Origin of the sequence: Streptomyces sp. NBC_00057, from assembly GCF_045041165.1 — a bacterium.
Classification (GTDB): domain Bacteria; phylum Actinomycetota; class Actinomycetes; order Streptomycetales; family Streptomycetaceae; genus Streptomyces.
The window spans coordinates 5,193,966-5,209,486 of record NZ_CP108256.1 but is presented as its reverse complement, the minus strand read 5'-3'; the positions used below and the strand labels follow the sequence as shown (position 1 = coordinate 5,209,486).

Genomic DNA, 15,521 nt, shown 5'->3' with positions numbered 1-15,521 from the left:
GAAAAACGGGCAGGGGCCCGGCCGCCGAAGCAGCCGGACCCCTGACACCGTCAACCGGGCCGATCAGGTCGTCGTACGACGCCGCCGCGCACCGGGACGCCGCTCGCTCGGCCGCGTCACCGGGTCACCGGCCTCCTTCGCCGCCTCCCGGCGCTGCGCACCGAACTCGGCGAGGGCCTCGGCCAGCTTGTGCACCGAAGGCTCCGGCGACAGGACGTCGACGCGCAGGCCGTGCTCCTCGGCGGTCTTGGCCGTCGCCGGGCCGATACACGCGATGACCGTCACGTTGTGCGGCTTGCCCGCGATGCCGACGAGGTTCCGTACGGTCGACGACGAGGTGAAGAGCACCGCGTCGAAGCCGCCGCCCTTGATGGCTTCACGCGTGTCGGCGGGCGGCGGCGAGGCGCGGACCGTGCGGTACGCGGTGACGTCGTCGACCTCCCAGCCCAGCTCGATGAGCCCGGCCACCAGCGTCTCGGTGGCGATGTCGGCGCGCGGCAGGAAGACACGGTCGATCGGGTCGAAGACCGGGTCGTACGGCGGCCAGTCCTCCAGCAGACCGGCGGCGGACTGCTCACCGGACGGCACCAGATCCGGCTTCACACCGAAGTCGACGAGCGCGGCGGCGGTCTGCTCGCCGACTGCCGCGACCTTGATCCCGGCAAAGGCACGGGCGTCCAGCCCGTACTCCTCGAACTTCTCCCGGACTGCCTTCACGGCGTTGACGCTGGTGAAGGCGATCCACTCGTAGCGGCCCGTGACCAGGCCCTTGACCGCGCGCTCCATCTGCTGGGGCGTACGAGGCGGCTCGACGGCGATCGTCGGAACCTCGTACGGCACGGCACCGTACGAACGAAGCTGGTCGGAGAGCGACGCAGCCTGCTCCTTGGTACGCGGGACGAGCACCTTCCAGCCGAAGAGCGGCTTGGACTCGAACCACGCGAGCTGGTCGTGCTGGGCTGCGGAGCTGCGCTCACCGACCACGGCTATGACGGGCTGGTGCCCGTCCGGCGACGGGAGGACCTTCGCCTGCTTCAGGACCTGGGCGATCGTCCCGAGGGTCGCCGTCCAGGTGCGCTGGCGGGTGGTCGTACCGGCCACCGTCACGGTCAGCGGGGTGTCGGGCTTGCGGCCCGCCGAGACCAGTTCACCGGCGGCCGAGGCCACCGAGTCGAGGGTCGTCGAGACGACGGCCGTGGCATCGCTCGCGCCGACCTCGGTCCAGCAGCGGTCCGAGGCGGTACGGGCGTCGACGAACCGGACGTCGGCGCCCTGCGCGTCACGCAGCGGCACACCGGCGTACGCGGGCACGCCCACGGCGTTGGCGACACCCGGCACGACCTCGAAGGGGATACCGGCGGTGACGCAGGCGACCATCTCGGCGCCGGCGTTCCCGTCCAGTCCCGGGTCGCCCAGGACGGCACGGACGACCCGCCTGCCGCCCTTCGCTGCCTCCATGACAAGATTGACCGCATCCCTGAGAACGGGAACACCGGCGGCTGTTGACTGCGCGTCAACAACCGTCAGCTCAGGCGTGCTTACGCCTGCCCGCGCATGGCAGCGAACGACGCCGAGAACGTCCGGCTCGGCGACAAGGACGTCCGCGCTCGCGAGCGCCTCGACAGCGCGCAGAGTCAGCAGTCCCGGGTCGCCGGGACCGGCGCCGAGGAAGGTGACGTGCCCTTGTGCGGACAGGGCCGGAAAGTCGGATGCGGCGTGGCCGGTGGGGCTCAAAGTGCTCGCTCCCCCATAAGACCGGCCGCACCCTTGGCGAGCATCTCGGCCGCGAGTTCGCGACCGAGGGCCGCCGCGTCGTCGTGCGACGTGGGGACGGGACCGGTGGTGGACATCTGTACCAGCGAGGAACCGTCGGTGGAACCGACGACACCGCGCAGGCGCAGTTCGTTGACAGCCTGTCCGTCGACCAGGAGGTCGGCCAGCGCACCCACAGGTGCGGAGCAACCGGCCTCCAGGGCGGCGAGCAGGGCACGCTCGGCGGTCACGGCGGCCCGGGTGTACGGGTCGTCGAGCTCGGCGAGCGCGGCGGCGAGGTCTGCGCTGGTCGCAGCGCATTCGATCGCCAGTGCTCCCTGGCCGGGAGCGGGCAGGACGGTGTCGACCGACAGGAAGTCGGTCACCTCACCGATCCGGCCGAGGCGGCTGAGCCCGGCCGCGGCGAGTACCACCGCGTCCAGCTCCCCGCTTCGTACAAATCCGATACGCGTATCGACGTTCCCCCGGATCGGCACGGTCTCGATGTCGAGGCCGTGGTTACGGGCGTACGCGTTGAGCTGCGCCATGCGGCGCGGCGAGCCGGTGCCTACGCGGGCACCGGACGGCAGCTGCTCGAAGGTCAGCCCGTCCCGCGCCACCAGTACGTCGCGCGGGTCCTCGCGCACCGGTACGGCGGCCAGCACGAGGCCCTCGGGCTGGGCGGTCGGCAGGTCCTTGAGCGAGTGGACGGCGAAGTCCACCTCGCCGCGCAGCAGCGCGTCGCGCAGCGCCGCGACGAACACGCCGGTGCCGCCGATCTGCGCGAGGTGCTCCCGGGAGGTGTCGCCGTACGTGGTGATCTCGACGAGCTCGACGGCGCGCCCGGTCACCTCGCTGACCGCGTCGGCGACGAGGCCGGACTGCGCCATGGCGAGCTTGCTGCGCCGGGTCCCCAGCCTCAGCGGCTTGGTGGCCCCCGCGCCCAGGGGTGAGTTGTCGGTCATGACCGCCCTCGATTCGGGTCGTTCAGGTCTGCCCGGGAGACGGCGGCGACCGTCTGCGGGTCGAGGTCGAAGAGTTCCCGCAGCGCATCGGCGTACCCGGCGCCGCCGGGCTCGCTGGCGAGCTGCTTGACCCGCACGGTGGGCGCGTGCAGGAGCTTGTCGACGACGCGGCGCACGGTCTGCGTGATCTCGGCGCGCTGCTTCTCGTCCAGGTCGGGGAGGCGTCCGTCGAGCCGCGCGATCTCGCCCGCGACCACTCCGGCGGCCATCGTGCGCAGGGCGACGACGGTCGGGGTGATGTGGGCGGCGCGCTGGGCGGCGCCGAAGGCCGCGACCTCGTCGGCGACGATGGTGCGTACCTGGTCCACATCGGCGGCCATCGGGGCGTCCGCTGACGCCTCGGCGAGCGACTCGATGTCGACGAGACGCACACCGTCGAGGCGGGCGGTGGCTCCGTCGATGTCGCGCGGCATGGCGAGGTCGAGCAGGGCGAGGCGGACCGGGCCGGCGCCCTGGGCGGGCACGGTGGCCCGGCGGACGGCCTGGCGCACCGAACCGACGGTGCCGTTCTCCACCCAGGCGGCGTGCCGGTCGGGGTCGGCGGGCGGCGCGGGGACGGACGCGGCGGGCACCTCGTACGCGGGGTCGAAGGCCAGACCGAGCGCTCCGGCGACGGCCTCGGCGGTCAGCACGAGACCCGTCGCGCCGGTGCACGAGACGACGACATCGGCACGTGTCAGTTCGTCGGAGACCGCGGCCATCTCCACGGCGTGAGCGGCCACGCCCGTACTGCCGGGTTGGCCCAGGATCTCGACGAGCCGGTCGGCACGGGCCCGGGTCCGGTTGGCGACGACGATCTCGGCGACACCGGTACGGGCCAGGGTGGCGGCGGCCAGCGAGGACATCGAGCCGGCGCCGATCACCAGGGCACGCTTGCCCCTGGCCCAGTCGGCGACATCCGCACCGGCCGCGAGCTGTTCGAGACCGAAGGTGACGAGCGACTGCCCGGCCCGGTCGATCCCGGTCTCGCTGTGGGCGCGCTTGCCGACCCGCAGGGCCTGCTGGAACAGGTCGTTCAGCAGTCGGCCGGCGGTGTGGAGCTCCTGCCCCAGCGCCAGGGCGTCCTTGATCTGGCCGAGGATCTGGCCCTCGCCGACGACCATCGAGTCCAGCCCGCAGGCCACCGAGAAGAGGTGGTGGACGGCCCGGTCCTCGTAGTGCACATAGAGATACGGAGTGAGTTCGTCCAGCCCGACGCCACTGTGCTGGGCGAGGAGCGTGGACAGCTCGGCGACGCCCGCGTGGAACTTGTCCACGTCGGCGTACAGCTCGATGCGGTTGCAGGTGGCCAGCACGGCGGCCTCGGCCGCGGGCTCCGCGGCGAGGGTGTCCTGGAGGAGCTTGGCCTGCGTCTCGGCAGCCAGCGAGGCCCGCTCCAGTACGGAGACGGGGGCGCTGCGGTGGCTCAGCCCTACGACGAGAAGACTCATGCCGGCATCACGGCGGGCATGTCCCCGTCAGGTCCCTTCCGGCCGGCGGCGGCCGCGCGCACGGGCGGTGCGGACGGGTCCGGGCTGCTCTCGGTGACATCCTCGCCGGCCTTGCGCTGCTCGTGGAAGGCGAGGATCTGAAGCTCGATGGACAGGTCGACCTTGCGCACGTCGACGCCGTCGGGCACGGAGAGCACCGTCGGTGCGAAGTTCAGGATGGAGGTGACGCCCGCGGCGACGAGCCGGTCGCAGACCTGCTGAGCGGCACCGGCCGGGGTCGAGATGACACCGATCGACACGCCGTTGTCGCCGACGATCTTCTCCAGTTCGTCGGCGTGCTGGACGGGAATCCCGGCGACGGGCGTTCCGGCCATCGCGGGGTCGGCGTCGATGAGTGCGGCGACCCGGAAACCACGGGAGGCGAAGCCGCCGTAGTTGGCGAGCGCGGCGCCGAGGTTGCCGATACCGACGATCACGACCGGCCAGTCCTGGGTGAGCCCGAGTTCGCGGGAGATCTGGTAGACGAGATACTCGACGTCGTACCCGACACCACGCGTCCCGTAGGACCCGAGGTAGCTGAAGTCCTTGCGCAACTTGGCAGAGTTGACCCCCGCCGCCGCGGCGAGCTCCTCGGACGAGACCGTGGGGACCGAGCGCTCGGAGAGCGCGGTCAGTGCGCGCAGGTACAGCGGAAGTCGGGCGACGGTGGCCTCGGGAATTCCTCGGCTTCGGGTCGCCGGTCGGTGATTTCGGCCAGTTGCCACGGTGCTCCTGCGGGATGAGCGGGGCTGCAGGCGGCCGTATGTCCCAAGGCCGCCCCGTCGAATGCAGGCTATGTCTTTGTGAACGCGTGCACAAAGATGGTGTCCGTTTTGTCCGGTCAAAGTGACCGGGGTCACGCACATTCGTCGCGCGATCCCGGAACCAAGGATCGCATCAGCCCGTTGCAGGCCCGAAGGGGGCAAAGCAGTACACACTCCTCACAGCCACTCCCCCGAGAGCACTCAAAACGCCCATGATGGTAACCGCGTTTTCCTCACGAATGCAGTGCGCTGCGCAGCCTCGCCGGGTCCACCCGCCAGAACGTGTGCTGTTCGTTATCAATCAGGACAACCGGGATCTGCTCCCAGTACTCCCGGTACAGCTCCTCGTCCTGGGTGATGTCCTTCTCCTCCCAGGACGCGCCGGTCTCCGCACAGACCTCCCGCACCACCGCCCTCGCGTCGTCGCAGAGGTGACATCCGGGCTTCCCGACCAGGGTCACCACCCGGTCCGCGGGCTTCTTCTTCGTACGTCGCAGCAGGGCACTCATGCCCTCATTCTGCGCCGGAAGGGGACCGCCCCTCCGAGCCGGAAGGGGACCACTTCCACCCTTGATCCGAAACGCCCCGAATCGCCCGTTCGACAAATCGGCAGCCGAGAGTTCACGGCACGGCATCCCGGCAGGTCGGGAAGGGCCGAACCAACTGGCTATGCTCACGACATGGCCGCTCTTGGATGGCTCACACCCCGTAGGCGCCCCGCAACAGCACGGAGCGTGCTGGCAGGCGAGGCAGCAGCTGAGGCAGCGCGGAAGTCCTCCCTCCCCGACGATCAGTCCTTCGCCGCCGACCAGGACACCTCTGTCCTCACCACGACCGAGGAACCGCCCTTCCCCGTCGTCGGCGACGACCGGGCCGCCGCCTTCTTCGACCTGGACAACACCGTGATGCAGGGCGCGGCGATCTTCCACTTCGGCCGCGGCCTGTACAAGCGGAAGTTCTTCCAGCGCCGCGAGCTGACCAGGTTCGCCTGGCAGCAGGCCTGGTTCAGGCTGGCCGGCGTCGAGGACCCGGAACACATGCAGGACGCCCGCGACAGCGCCCTGTCCATCGTCAAGGGCCACCGCGTATCCGAGCTGATGTCCATCGGCGAGGAGATCTACGACGAGTACATGGCCGACCGGATCTGGCCCGGCACCCGCGCCCTCGCCCAGGCCCACCTCGACGCCGGACAGCGGGTCTGGCTGGTCACCGCAGCCCCGGTGGAGACCGCCACGATCATCGCCCGTCGCCTCGGCCTGACCGGCGCACTCGGCACGGTCGCCGAATCCGTCGACGGCGTCTACACCGGCCGTCTGGTCGGCGAGCCGCTGCATGGCCCCGCGAAGGCCGAGGCGGTCCGCGCCCTGGCGGCGGCCGAGGGTCTGGACCTCGACCGCTGCGCGGCGTACAGCGATTCGCACAACGACATCCCGATGCTGTCCCTGGTCGGACACCCGTACGCGATCAACCCGGACGCCAAGCTCCGCAAGCACGCCCGCGCGCTCGACTGGCGGCTGCGGGACTACCGGACGGGCCGCAAGGCGGCCAAGGTCGGCATCCCGGCCGCGGCCGGCGTGGGCGCCCTCGCAGGCGGCACCGCGGCCGCGGTCGCCCTGCACCGCCGCCGCCGCTGACGCACACCCGTTCGAGCCCCCGCCCGATCCCGCCGGGGGTCGCCGAGCCACGCCCGGACGCCTGCCGCCAATCGGGACCCCTTACCCACCGACCGCTCCCGCCAGTCGGATTGCTTGCACCCGACCACAACCCGTCGCGACCGCAGGCAGATCGCGAAGTAATCCGATCAATAACCGGTCACGATGTGCTACTTGATGCATCGATTAGTCGCTACAGAAACGACGTAATCGATGATTTTAGCAACTGGGCGTAGCACTGCTTGTACGAAGCGTTATTCTCCTCAGACGCATTCCGGAACCCACCACTCACTACGACGAGTGACGGTTTCGCACTGCACGTGATGGAAGCTCTGCCTCTGGGAGTCCCGTGTACCCACACGTCGGGGTTGACGCCTCGGGCCTGGCTACGCTGCGCGCAACGGTCGCCGACCGCTTGCGCGGCTTCGTCCCCACCGCGTACGCCGTACCCGCATTTGCCACCCCTGCACCTGTCGGCCCTTGCTACGCCCTGGCCGAACGCGGTGCGGCGGTCGGAAGACGCAGCAACCGCGGCGCAACTACTACGTCCACCGTTCGCCGGCCAACCGCCGACAGCGACAGCGCGCGCATGATGGATCTCGTCGAGCGCGCACAGGCCGGCGAGGCTGACGCCTTCGGCCGCCTCTACGACCAGTACAGCGACACCGTCTACCGCTACATCTACTACCGCGTGGGCGGCAAGGCGACGGCGGAGGACCTCACGAGTGAGACCTTCCTGCGCGCCCTGCGCCGCATCTCCACGTTCACCTGGCAGGGCCGCGACTTCGGTGCCTGGCTGGTCACGATCGCCCGCAACCTGGTCGCCGACCACTTCAAGTCCAGCCGATTCCGCCTGGAGGTGACCACCGGCGAAATGCTCGATGCCAACGAGGTCGAGCGCAGCCCGGAGGACTCCGTCCTGGAGTCTCTCTCCAACGCCGCACTGCTGCAGGCCGTGCGCCGACTCAACCCCCAGCAGCAGGAGTGCGTGACCCTGCGTTTCCTGCAGGGCCTCTCGGTCGCCGAGACCGCCCGGGTCATGGGCAAGAACGAGGGCGCGATCAAGACCCTCCAGTACCGCGCCGTCCGCACCCTGGCCCGGCTCCTTCCGGACGATGTCCGCTGACCCCACTCCCGGCCGAATCGCTCTCGGCGATATGTTCGTCACGCACTGGTCCGATCATCCTTCGTGCGTAACCCAAGTGCCGCGCCCCTCGTTGTGCCGGTTGCAGGCCCCCTGTCGTCACCCCATGTCCGCCGACACTCACTCTTTCGTGTGGAAGCGCTCAAGGTGTGCAACCATCCGGACCCTCAGGGGAGTCGACCGTCATGACGAGAGGAGGTGCCGCCAGTGATCGCAAACGTTTCGGCACACCGGCGGGCGAACGCCTTCGCCCAGGCCCTGGAGGAGCAGTCGCTCCGCGGTGCGGCGGCCGTACAGCCCGAGGAACCGGCCGAACCGGCCGCCCACGGAACGCTGTTGGCCCTGGCGAACGGCCTCGGTGAGCTGCCGCGGCCAGAGTTGGATCCCGAAGTCAAAGTGGTGCAGCGAACCCAGCTCGTCGCCGCCATGGAGGCCATGTTCGCCGAGGGCGGTGCGTCCTCGGGCCCTACGGTGCCCGAGCAACGGACCAAGGGGGCCCACCGGGCCTCCCCGCTCCGGAAATTGCGTCCGCGCTCACGCTGGACGAAGGGTCTCGCGGCCGGCGGACTCACCATCGGTGTGGCGGCGGGAGCCTTCGGCGGAGTGGCCGCTGCCAGTTCCGACGCCCTGCCGGGTGATTCGCTGTACGGGCTCAAGCGCGGCATGGAGGACATCCACCTCGGCATGGCCAGCGGCGATGCCGACCGCGGCGAGGTCTACCTCGACCAGGCATCGACCCGGCTCAGCGAAGCCCGCCGGCTGATGGAGCGCGCCCGCTCCGGCGATCTGGACCATGAACAGCTCGGCGAGGTCAGGCGCACACTCAACGGCATGACGCACGACGCCACCGAGGGCCACCGTCTGCTCCACTCCGCCTACCAGCGGGACGGCGCCATCGGCCCGATCCAGACCCTGGAGTCCTTCTCCCGCTCGCACCGCGACAGCTGGAGCAGCCTGCGCGACCGGCTGCCCGTACAGCTGACCGATGTCGGCGACCAGGTCAGCTCGGTCTTCGACGCCATAGACGAAGAGGTCGAACCGCTGCAGTCGCTGCTGCCCCGCACCCCGGACAGGAGCAGCGGTTCCCAGCAGTCGGACGAAACGGAACAGGGCACGGGACCGTCCCATACGGACCAGTCCTCGCCCTCGTCACCGGAGGCCTCACAGGGCCGTACGGGCGACAGTGCCTCGCCCCATCCGTCCGACTCCGGCAGCACCCCGTCCGACGGCCTGATCACCGGCACCACGGACGGTCTCCTCGGCTCCCCGCCCCCGGGCACCACCCCGTCCACCGACGGCCGTTCCAGCCCCCCGCCCACCCCGGACGTAACCCTGCCCCCGCTCCTCCCCGGCCTGCTGCCTGGCCTGGGAATCGACAGCGAGGACACGAACGACTAGCGCAACCCTCAGTCGCCGGACGGGCATTCAGCAACATCAAGCCCGCCCGGCGACTGAGGACATGGCGCCCCCGGTACTCCTCGCGCGCACCCCTCAGAAGAACACCGACCTCCGCTGCACCAACAACTTGTACAGCGTGTGCTGAATCTGTTCCCGCACCTGATCCGTCAGATTGAACATCAGCATCGGGTCCTCCGCCGCCTCCACCGGATACCCACTCGTGGAGATCGGCTCCCCGAACTGGATCGTCCACTTCGTCGGCAACGGCACCGCCCCGAGCGGCCCCAGCCAGGGAAACGTCGGCGTGATCGGGAAGTACGGAAACCCCAGCAGCCGCGCCAGCGTCTTCGAGTTGCCGATCATCGGGTAGATCTCCTCCGCCCCCACGATCGAGCACGGAACGATCGGCACCCCGGCCCGCAACGCCGTGGAGACAAAGCCACCCCGCCCGAAGCGCTGCAGCTTGTACCGCTCGCCGAACGGCTTGCCAATGCCCTTGAAGCCTTCCGGCATCACCCCGACGACCTCGCCCCGCCGCAGCAGCCGCTCCGCGTCCTCCGCACAGGCCAGCGTGTGCCCGGCCTTGCGGGCAAGCTCGTTGACCACCGGCAGCATGAAGACGAGATCGGCGGCGAGCAGCCGCAGATGCCGCCCCGCCGGATGGTTGTCATGCACGGCGACCTGGAGCATCAGCCCGTCGAGCGGCAGCGTCCCCGAGTGGTTGGACACGATGAGCGCCCCGCCGTCGGACGGGATGTTCTCAATGCCCCTCACCTCGACCCGGAAGTACTTCTCGTACATCGGCCGCAGCATCGACATCAGGACCTGATCGGTCAGCTCCTTGTCGTACCCGAACTCGTCGACGTCGTACTCACCGGTGACCCGCCGCCGCAGAAACGCGAGCCCGCCGGCGATCCGCCGGTCCCAGCCACCGCGCTCGGCCCCCTCCAGGGGCTGCCCGGCCTGCTGGGGCTCCTCCTGCGGCAGCGAGGCGTCCTGCTGCCCAGGAAGGGCGCTGACGGCCGCAGTGCCGACCACGGAGGCCGCCGAGGGCCCCTGGCCCCGGCTGCCACCCCCTGCGGACCGGCGTCGCGCAGAGCGCGGCGAGCCGCCCGACCGCGAACGGTCGTCGTCGAACGGAATGACCTTGGCATCCGCCATCGTCGGTGCGCTCCTCTACCTGGCGCTGGGGGTCGGGTGTGTGTCGCCCGCCCCGGTGGTCCCCGGAACATCGCCGGCCGCCCCGGCGAACGGCATGGCGGCCAGTCGGTCGACCGCCCTGCCCAGCGCCTCCGGCGGCAGCAGTCCCGGCCCCTGGCTGCGCGCAAACTCCGCAAACGTCTCCGCGGTACTGAACTGCGGGTGGAAACCCAGGGTCTCGCGCATCTGGACGGTGGAGACCACCCGGCCGTGGGTGAGCAGCCGGATCTGCTCCGGCGAGAAGTCCGTCATGCCGACCGTACGCAGCGCCTGGCCGACCCAGGTGACGGCGGGCAGCAGCAGCGGCATCGTCGGCCGCCCCAGCCGCCGCGAGCACTGCGAGAGCAGCAGCACACCGTCCCCGGCAATGTTGAAGGTGCCGCTGTTCAACGTCCCGCGCCTCGGTTCTCGCGAGGCGATTCCCAGTACGTCGACGACATCGTCCTCGTGCACGAACTGGAGCCTCGGGTCGTATCCGAACACCGTCGGCAGCACGGGCAGCGACAGATAGTCGGCGAGCGGTGAATCCGCCTCCGGCCCCAGGATGTTCGCGAACCTGAGCACGCACACGGCGACGTCCGGCCGACGGCGCGCGAAGCCCCGTACGTACCCCTCGACCTCCACCACGTCCTTGGCGAAGCCCCCGCTCGGCAGGGACTTGGGCGGGGTGGTCTCGGTGAAGACCGCAGGATCGCGGGGCGCGGAGCCATACACATTCGTACTGGATTTGATCACCATCCGCCGCACGCTCGGCGCCTTCTGGCAGGCACCGAGCAGTTGCATGGTGCCGATGACATTGGTCTCCTTGACCGTCGTCCGGCCACCCGTGCCGACCGTCTTGGCGGAGACATCCAGATGGACGACCGTGTCGACGGAGTGCTCGGCAAGGACTCTGGCGATCGCGGGCTGGCGGATGTCCGCGCGGACGAAGTCGGCGTCGCCCAACTGGTGTCCGGGCACGACCGCGTCCACGGCGATCACCCGGTCCACTTCCGGATCACGCTGGATGCGCCGCACGAAGCGGCCGCCCAGTTGCCGGGCCGCTCCCGTGACCAGCACGACCTTCCCCAAGATCAGCGCCTTCCGTCGAAAGGTTTCCCCTGGCCGTCACCGTAGCGGGTGGATGTTGCCCTGCGATGACCGCACGGCGGCCTTCTACCGAGTCTTTGGCCCGAATGCGCGTACGTGCCGCCCCACAACGCACCGCAGCCCTCCCGCCATGTCGGCGGGAGGGCTGCGGATTCACGAACTGCGTTCGCTTACTTCTTGTTGCGACGCTGAACGCGCGTGCGCTTGAGCAGCTTGCGGTGCTTCTTCTTGGCCATCCGCTTGCGCCGCTTCTTGATAACAGAGCCCACGACTACCCTCGCTCACTTCTTCTTCACTGGTGCGGGGCGTCTGGGCCCACACGACCTACGTCGGCCTAGCCTACCCGCCACCGCGTGAGGTACGTAATCCGAGGTGAACCTCAGGCGGACTCCACCCCCACAAAGGACTCGCGGAGATACTCGTGAACCGCTTGCTCCGGAACCCGGAAGGACCTTCCCACCCGGATCGCCGGCAGATGACCGCTGTGCACCAAGCGGTACACAGTCATCTTCGACACCCTCATGACCGAGGCGACTTCCGCCACAGTCAGAAACTTGACCTCGTTGAGAGGCCTCTCGCTGCCAGCAGCCATGACCCACCTGTACCTTCCGCACGAGACGCGCACCGGCTTCCCCTCCGGTGACTCTTCGTCGTTGTGCGCTCACTCCCCAGATTAGGGGCGTGTGATGCGAGTGGGGAAGAGGAGAGACGATCGGCCGCCTACTGTGACAGACACGCCCGATTGAGTACATAGCGAGTGAGCGGCCGGTAGTAGGCCGACCGCACGGCATCGTCGAGCGGAACGGCGACCGACACCCGCCCCTCGGCCTCCCCGACGAACAGCGCCGGATCGTCCGTATCCGCGAGCCCGATCGCCTCGATGCCCAGCTGACCTGCCCCGCAGACCCATCCGTGGTCCCCGACGACCAGTTCCGGCAGCCGCCCGCAACCTTCCGCGACCGCCTCCAGAGCTACCCGGACCGGCAACGGCGAATGGGTGTGTGCGCCGGTGTCACCACCGGGAGCCCGCACGCCGGGTTCGCGCACCATCGCGACACCTCGTACGTAGTCGAGGCTGTACCTGCGTACGCCGAACCGGGCCGTTATGTCGATACATCTCCCCTGCGCGGGGGTGAGTACGGGGCACCCGGCCGCCGACATGGCGTCTGCCAGCTCTGCGTAGAAGCCGAGCAGCCGGTGCGGATGACCGGTGCCGAACAGCACCGGCGCCCGCCGGACCGCCGCATACGACAGCCTCATGGCAAAGGCATCCAGACCTGCCAGAGTCCGCTCCGGATCAATCACATCAGGGCCCGAGACATGAGCAGGATCGTCCGAAACCCCGCACTTGTCGGCCATGAGACGAAGAAGATCGGCCTCTTTCCAGCCCCGTTCGGGGTCGAGGCCGAGCATCACCCGCGGGTCGCGGGCCGCGAAGAGCCGATAGCTCCGCAGACTCACTTCCCTCGATGTGGCCACGGACCCGGCCAGCCGGGCCGCCAGCAGATGCGCACGCAGCGCTCCGGTGCTCAACACCCCACCGATGCTCCCCGAATCACCCGGACGGGGGGCCAGAAGCCCGGTTACGCCCCACAGTTGGCGTAACCATTCCTCGCCACCGCACGGAAACGGGCACACCGCGACCGCCCCACCCGCCTCAGGTCAGCAGCCCCCGCAACGGGAACGCCGCCCGCCTGGTCGCCAGCACCGCCTGATCCAGCCGGTCCGCGGGGTCGTACCCCTCCTCCCACGACTTCCAGGAAGGAGTACGCCCGTCCGTCATCCGGGCCGGCCCCAGCTGCCGCGTCCGGGCATAGACCTCGTCCCGCCACGAGGACGGAATCACCGACTCCGGGTCCACCGGCGCATGCGCGGCGATCCCCACCAGATGCGTCCAGGACCGCGGCACCACATCGACCACCGCATATCCGCCCCCGCCGAGCGCCACCCAGCGCCCGCCCTCCGCGTACTCGTGGGCGAGATCGTGACAGGCCGCCATGACCACCCTCTGCGCGTCCAGCGACACCGCGAAATGAGCGAGGGGATCCTCGAAATGCGTATCGGCCCCGTGCTGACTCACCAGCACCTGCGGCCGGAAGTCCGCCAGCAGCTCCGGCACCACCGCATGGAACGCCCGCAGCCACCCCGCGTCCCCCGTACCGGCCGGCAGCGCCACATTCACCGCACTGCCCTCACCCGCCCCCGAGCCGGTCTCCTCCGGCCAGCCGGTCTGTGGGAAGAGCGTGCGCGGGTGCTCGTGCAGCGACACGGTCAGCACCCGCGGATCCTCCCAGAAGGCCGCCTGCACCCCGTCCCCGTGGTGGACGTCCACATCGATGTACGCAACCCGCTCGGCACCCAGCTCCAGCAGCCGCGCGATGGCGAGCGCCGGATCGTTGTAGATACAGAACCCCGCCGCACCGCCCGGCATGGCGTGGTGCAGCCCGCCCGCGAAGTTCACGGCATGCGCGGTGTCACCGCGCCACACCGCCTCGGCCGCAGCCACCGACTGCCCGGCGATCAGCGCCGACACCTCATGCATCCCCGCGAACGCGGGATCGTCCACCGTCCCGAGACCGTAGTTCTGGTCGGCGTGCTTCGGATCCGCCGAGGCGGCGCGTACGGCGGCCACATAGTCCTCGCGGTGCACGAGCCGCAGCGTGGACTCCCCGGCGGGCTTGGCCGCCACCACATCCACCGCACCGTCCAGCCCGAACGCCCGCACCAGCCCCATCGTCAGGGCGAGTCTGACGGGGTCCATCGGATGGCTTTCCCCGAAGTCGTATCCCGTTACTGCGTCATCCCACATCAACTGTGTGCGGCCGCTCATGCCCGCCACCGTATCGGGCACGCTCCGTACCGAACGACTTGGCGTACACGAGGGTCGCAAGCACCAACACCATCGGCACGAGCATCGCCCCCCGGTAGCTCCAGGCGTCCCCGAGCGCCCCCACCAGCGGCGACCCCACCAGGAATCCCACGTAGTTGAAGACATTCAGCCGCGCGATGGCCGTATCACTCGCCCCTGGGAACATCCGCCCGGCAGCGGCGAACGTCTGCGGCACGATCACACACAGCCCGAGCCCCAGCAGGGTGAACCCGAACATCCCGACCCACGCCCCACCGGCCACCGCCACCACACCGAACCCGGCAGCAGCCAGCACACTCCCGAACCGCACCACGGCCACAGCCCCGAACCGCCGCACCCCGAAGTCCCCGACAGCCCGCCCCAGCAGCGTCGTCACCATGTAGACGTTGTACGGAACGGTCGACAGCTGCTCCGAGCTCCCCAGCACGTCCTGCAGATACTTGGCGCTCCAGTTGGACACCGTCGAGTCCCCGATGTACGCGAAGCTCATCACCAGACAGAGCGGCATCAGCAACTTGAAGGAGACCGAGGCGGCCCCCTTCCCCGGCACCTCTCCCAGGCCCTTCTCCACCGACGCGCCGTCGACGTACCACCGGCTGCCGATGAACGCGACGGGCAGCAGCACAACAACCGCCGGCAGGTACGAGACCAGCAGCGAGAGATCCCAGTGCGCCCCGGCCCACGCCATGGACGCCCCGGCGATCCCGCCCAGGCTGTACGCGGCGTGGAACCCGAGCATGATGGAACGCCCGTACGCCCGCTGAAGACTGACCCCCATCATGTTCATGGAGGCATCGAGCGCCCCGACGGCAAGCCCGAACACACCGAGCGCCAGGGCCGCCTCCCACAACGCGTTCCCGGCCCCGACACCGAGCAGCGCAAGCAGCACAACGGGCTGCGCCCACCTCAGTACACCCCCGGGCCTCACCCGCGCGACCACCTTCTCGGTGACCACACTGCCCACCCCGGCCAGGATCGGCACCGCGGCCAGGAACAACGGCAACAGCCCGTCGGATATCCCGTACCGGTCCTGGATGGCGGGAATCCGCGTCACGAGCAGAGCAAAGGTGACTCCCTGCACGAAGAAGCTCAACGCGAGGGAGGCCCTGCCGTGCCGCAAACGAGCGTCTGTCATGGCCGCGAGCGTAGGGCCAGTCTC

At 69.7% G+C, this 15,521-nt stretch carries 15 protein-coding genes; 3 read left to right on the top strand and 12 right to left on the bottom strand.

What is annotated here, in order from left to right; translation table 11 throughout:
* Positions 1-63: 63 nt before the first annotated feature.
* The 5 genes from OG953_RS24495 to OG953_RS24475 form a co-directional block, all read right to left on the bottom strand.
* Positions 64-1,734 carry a uroporphyrinogen-III synthase gene (locus tag OG953_RS24495; RefSeq protein ID WP_405686877.1) on the bottom strand — a complete coding sequence of 557 codons (1,671 nt, stop codon included), beginning with the start codon at positions 1,732-1,734 and terminating at the stop codon, positions 64-66.
* Positions 1,731-2,717, bottom strand: coding sequence for a hydroxymethylbilane synthase (gene hemC, locus OG953_RS24490; protein WP_383066869.1), 987 nt, complete (start codon positions 2,715-2,717; stop codon positions 1,731-1,733). Before hemC ends, OG953_RS24495 begins: the two co-directional genes overlap by 4 nt.
* Entirely contained in the window at positions 2,714-4,207 is a 1,494-nt protein-coding gene (locus OG953_RS24485) for a glutamyl-tRNA reductase (RefSeq protein WP_405686876.1), read from the bottom strand. Before OG953_RS24485 ends, hemC begins: the two co-directional genes overlap by 4 nt.
* Complete coding sequence (locus tag OG953_RS24480; protein ID WP_405686874.1) at positions 4,204-4,971, bottom strand: redox-sensing transcriptional repressor Rex; 768 nt, start codon at positions 4,969-4,971, stop codon at positions 4,204-4,206. The genes OG953_RS24485 and OG953_RS24480 overlap by 4 nt, the downstream gene beginning before the upstream one ends.
* A 272-nt stretch (positions 4,972-5,243) precedes the next feature.
* Positions 5,244-5,519 carry a glutaredoxin family protein gene (locus OG953_RS24475; protein ID WP_405686872.1) on the bottom strand — a complete coding sequence of 92 codons (276 nt, stop codon included), beginning with the start codon at positions 5,517-5,519 and terminating at the stop codon, positions 5,244-5,246.
* A 171-nt stretch (positions 5,520-5,690) separates the two neighbouring features.
* Here OG953_RS24475 and OG953_RS24470 point away from each other — a divergent pair, with 171 nt between their 5' ends.
* From OG953_RS24470 to OG953_RS24460, 3 genes are all read left to right on the top strand, one after another.
* Entirely contained in the window at positions 5,691-6,644 is a 954-nt protein-coding gene (locus OG953_RS24470; RefSeq protein WP_405686870.1) for an HAD family hydrolase, read from the top strand.
* A gap of 367 nt (positions 6,645-7,011) precedes the next feature.
* On the top strand, positions 7,012-7,788 hold the full coding sequence (locus OG953_RS24465) for an ECF subfamily RNA polymerase sigma factor, BldN family (RefSeq protein ID WP_114245171.1): 777 nt from the start codon (positions 7,012-7,014) through the stop codon (positions 7,786-7,788).
* A 225-nt stretch (positions 7,789-8,013) separates the two neighbouring features.
* Positions 8,014-9,204, top strand: coding sequence for a DUF5667 domain-containing protein (locus tag OG953_RS24460; protein ID WP_405686868.1), 1,191 nt, complete (start codon positions 8,014-8,016; stop codon positions 9,202-9,204).
* Positions 9,205-9,297: 93 nt separating this feature from the next.
* On the opposite strand, the gene OG953_RS24455 is transcribed toward OG953_RS24460, so the two are convergent.
* From OG953_RS24455 to OG953_RS24425, 7 genes are all read right to left on the bottom strand, one after another.
* On the bottom strand, positions 9,298-10,365 hold the full coding sequence (locus OG953_RS24455) for a lysophospholipid acyltransferase family protein (RefSeq protein WP_405686867.1): 1,068 nt from the start codon (positions 10,363-10,365) through the stop codon (positions 9,298-9,300).
* A gap of 15 nt (positions 10,366-10,380) precedes the next feature.
* The gene (locus OG953_RS24450; RefSeq protein WP_405686865.1) at positions 10,381-11,475 is read right to left on the bottom strand and encodes an NAD-dependent epimerase/dehydratase family protein; all 1,095 of its coding nucleotides are present in this window, start codon (positions 11,473-11,475) and stop codon (positions 10,381-10,383) included.
* A 188-nt stretch (positions 11,476-11,663) separates the two neighbouring features.
* Positions 11,664-11,762, bottom strand: a complete 99-nt coding sequence (locus tag OG953_RS24445; protein WP_003948845.1) for a 30S ribosomal protein bS22 — start codon at positions 11,760-11,762, stop codon at positions 11,664-11,666.
* A gap of 110 nt (positions 11,763-11,872) precedes the next feature.
* Entirely contained in the window at positions 11,873-12,085 is a 213-nt protein-coding gene (locus tag OG953_RS24440; protein ID WP_014046653.1) for a helix-turn-helix domain-containing protein, read from the bottom strand.
* 128 nt (positions 12,086-12,213) lie between these two features.
* Positions 12,214-13,029, bottom strand: coding sequence for a phosphatase (locus OG953_RS24435; protein ID WP_405686864.1), 816 nt, complete (start codon positions 13,027-13,029; stop codon positions 12,214-12,216).
* Positions 13,030-13,150: 121 nt separating this feature from the next.
* Positions 13,151-14,323 carry an acetoin utilization protein AcuC gene (locus OG953_RS24430; protein WP_405686863.1) on the bottom strand — a complete coding sequence of 391 codons (1,173 nt, stop codon included), beginning with the start codon at positions 14,321-14,323 and terminating at the stop codon, positions 13,151-13,153.
* Positions 14,292-15,497, bottom strand: coding sequence for an MFS transporter (locus OG953_RS24425; RefSeq protein ID WP_405686861.1), 1,206 nt, complete (start codon positions 15,495-15,497; stop codon positions 14,292-14,294). Before OG953_RS24425 ends, OG953_RS24430 begins: the two co-directional genes overlap by 32 nt.
* Positions 15,498-15,521: the final 24 nt, after the last annotated feature.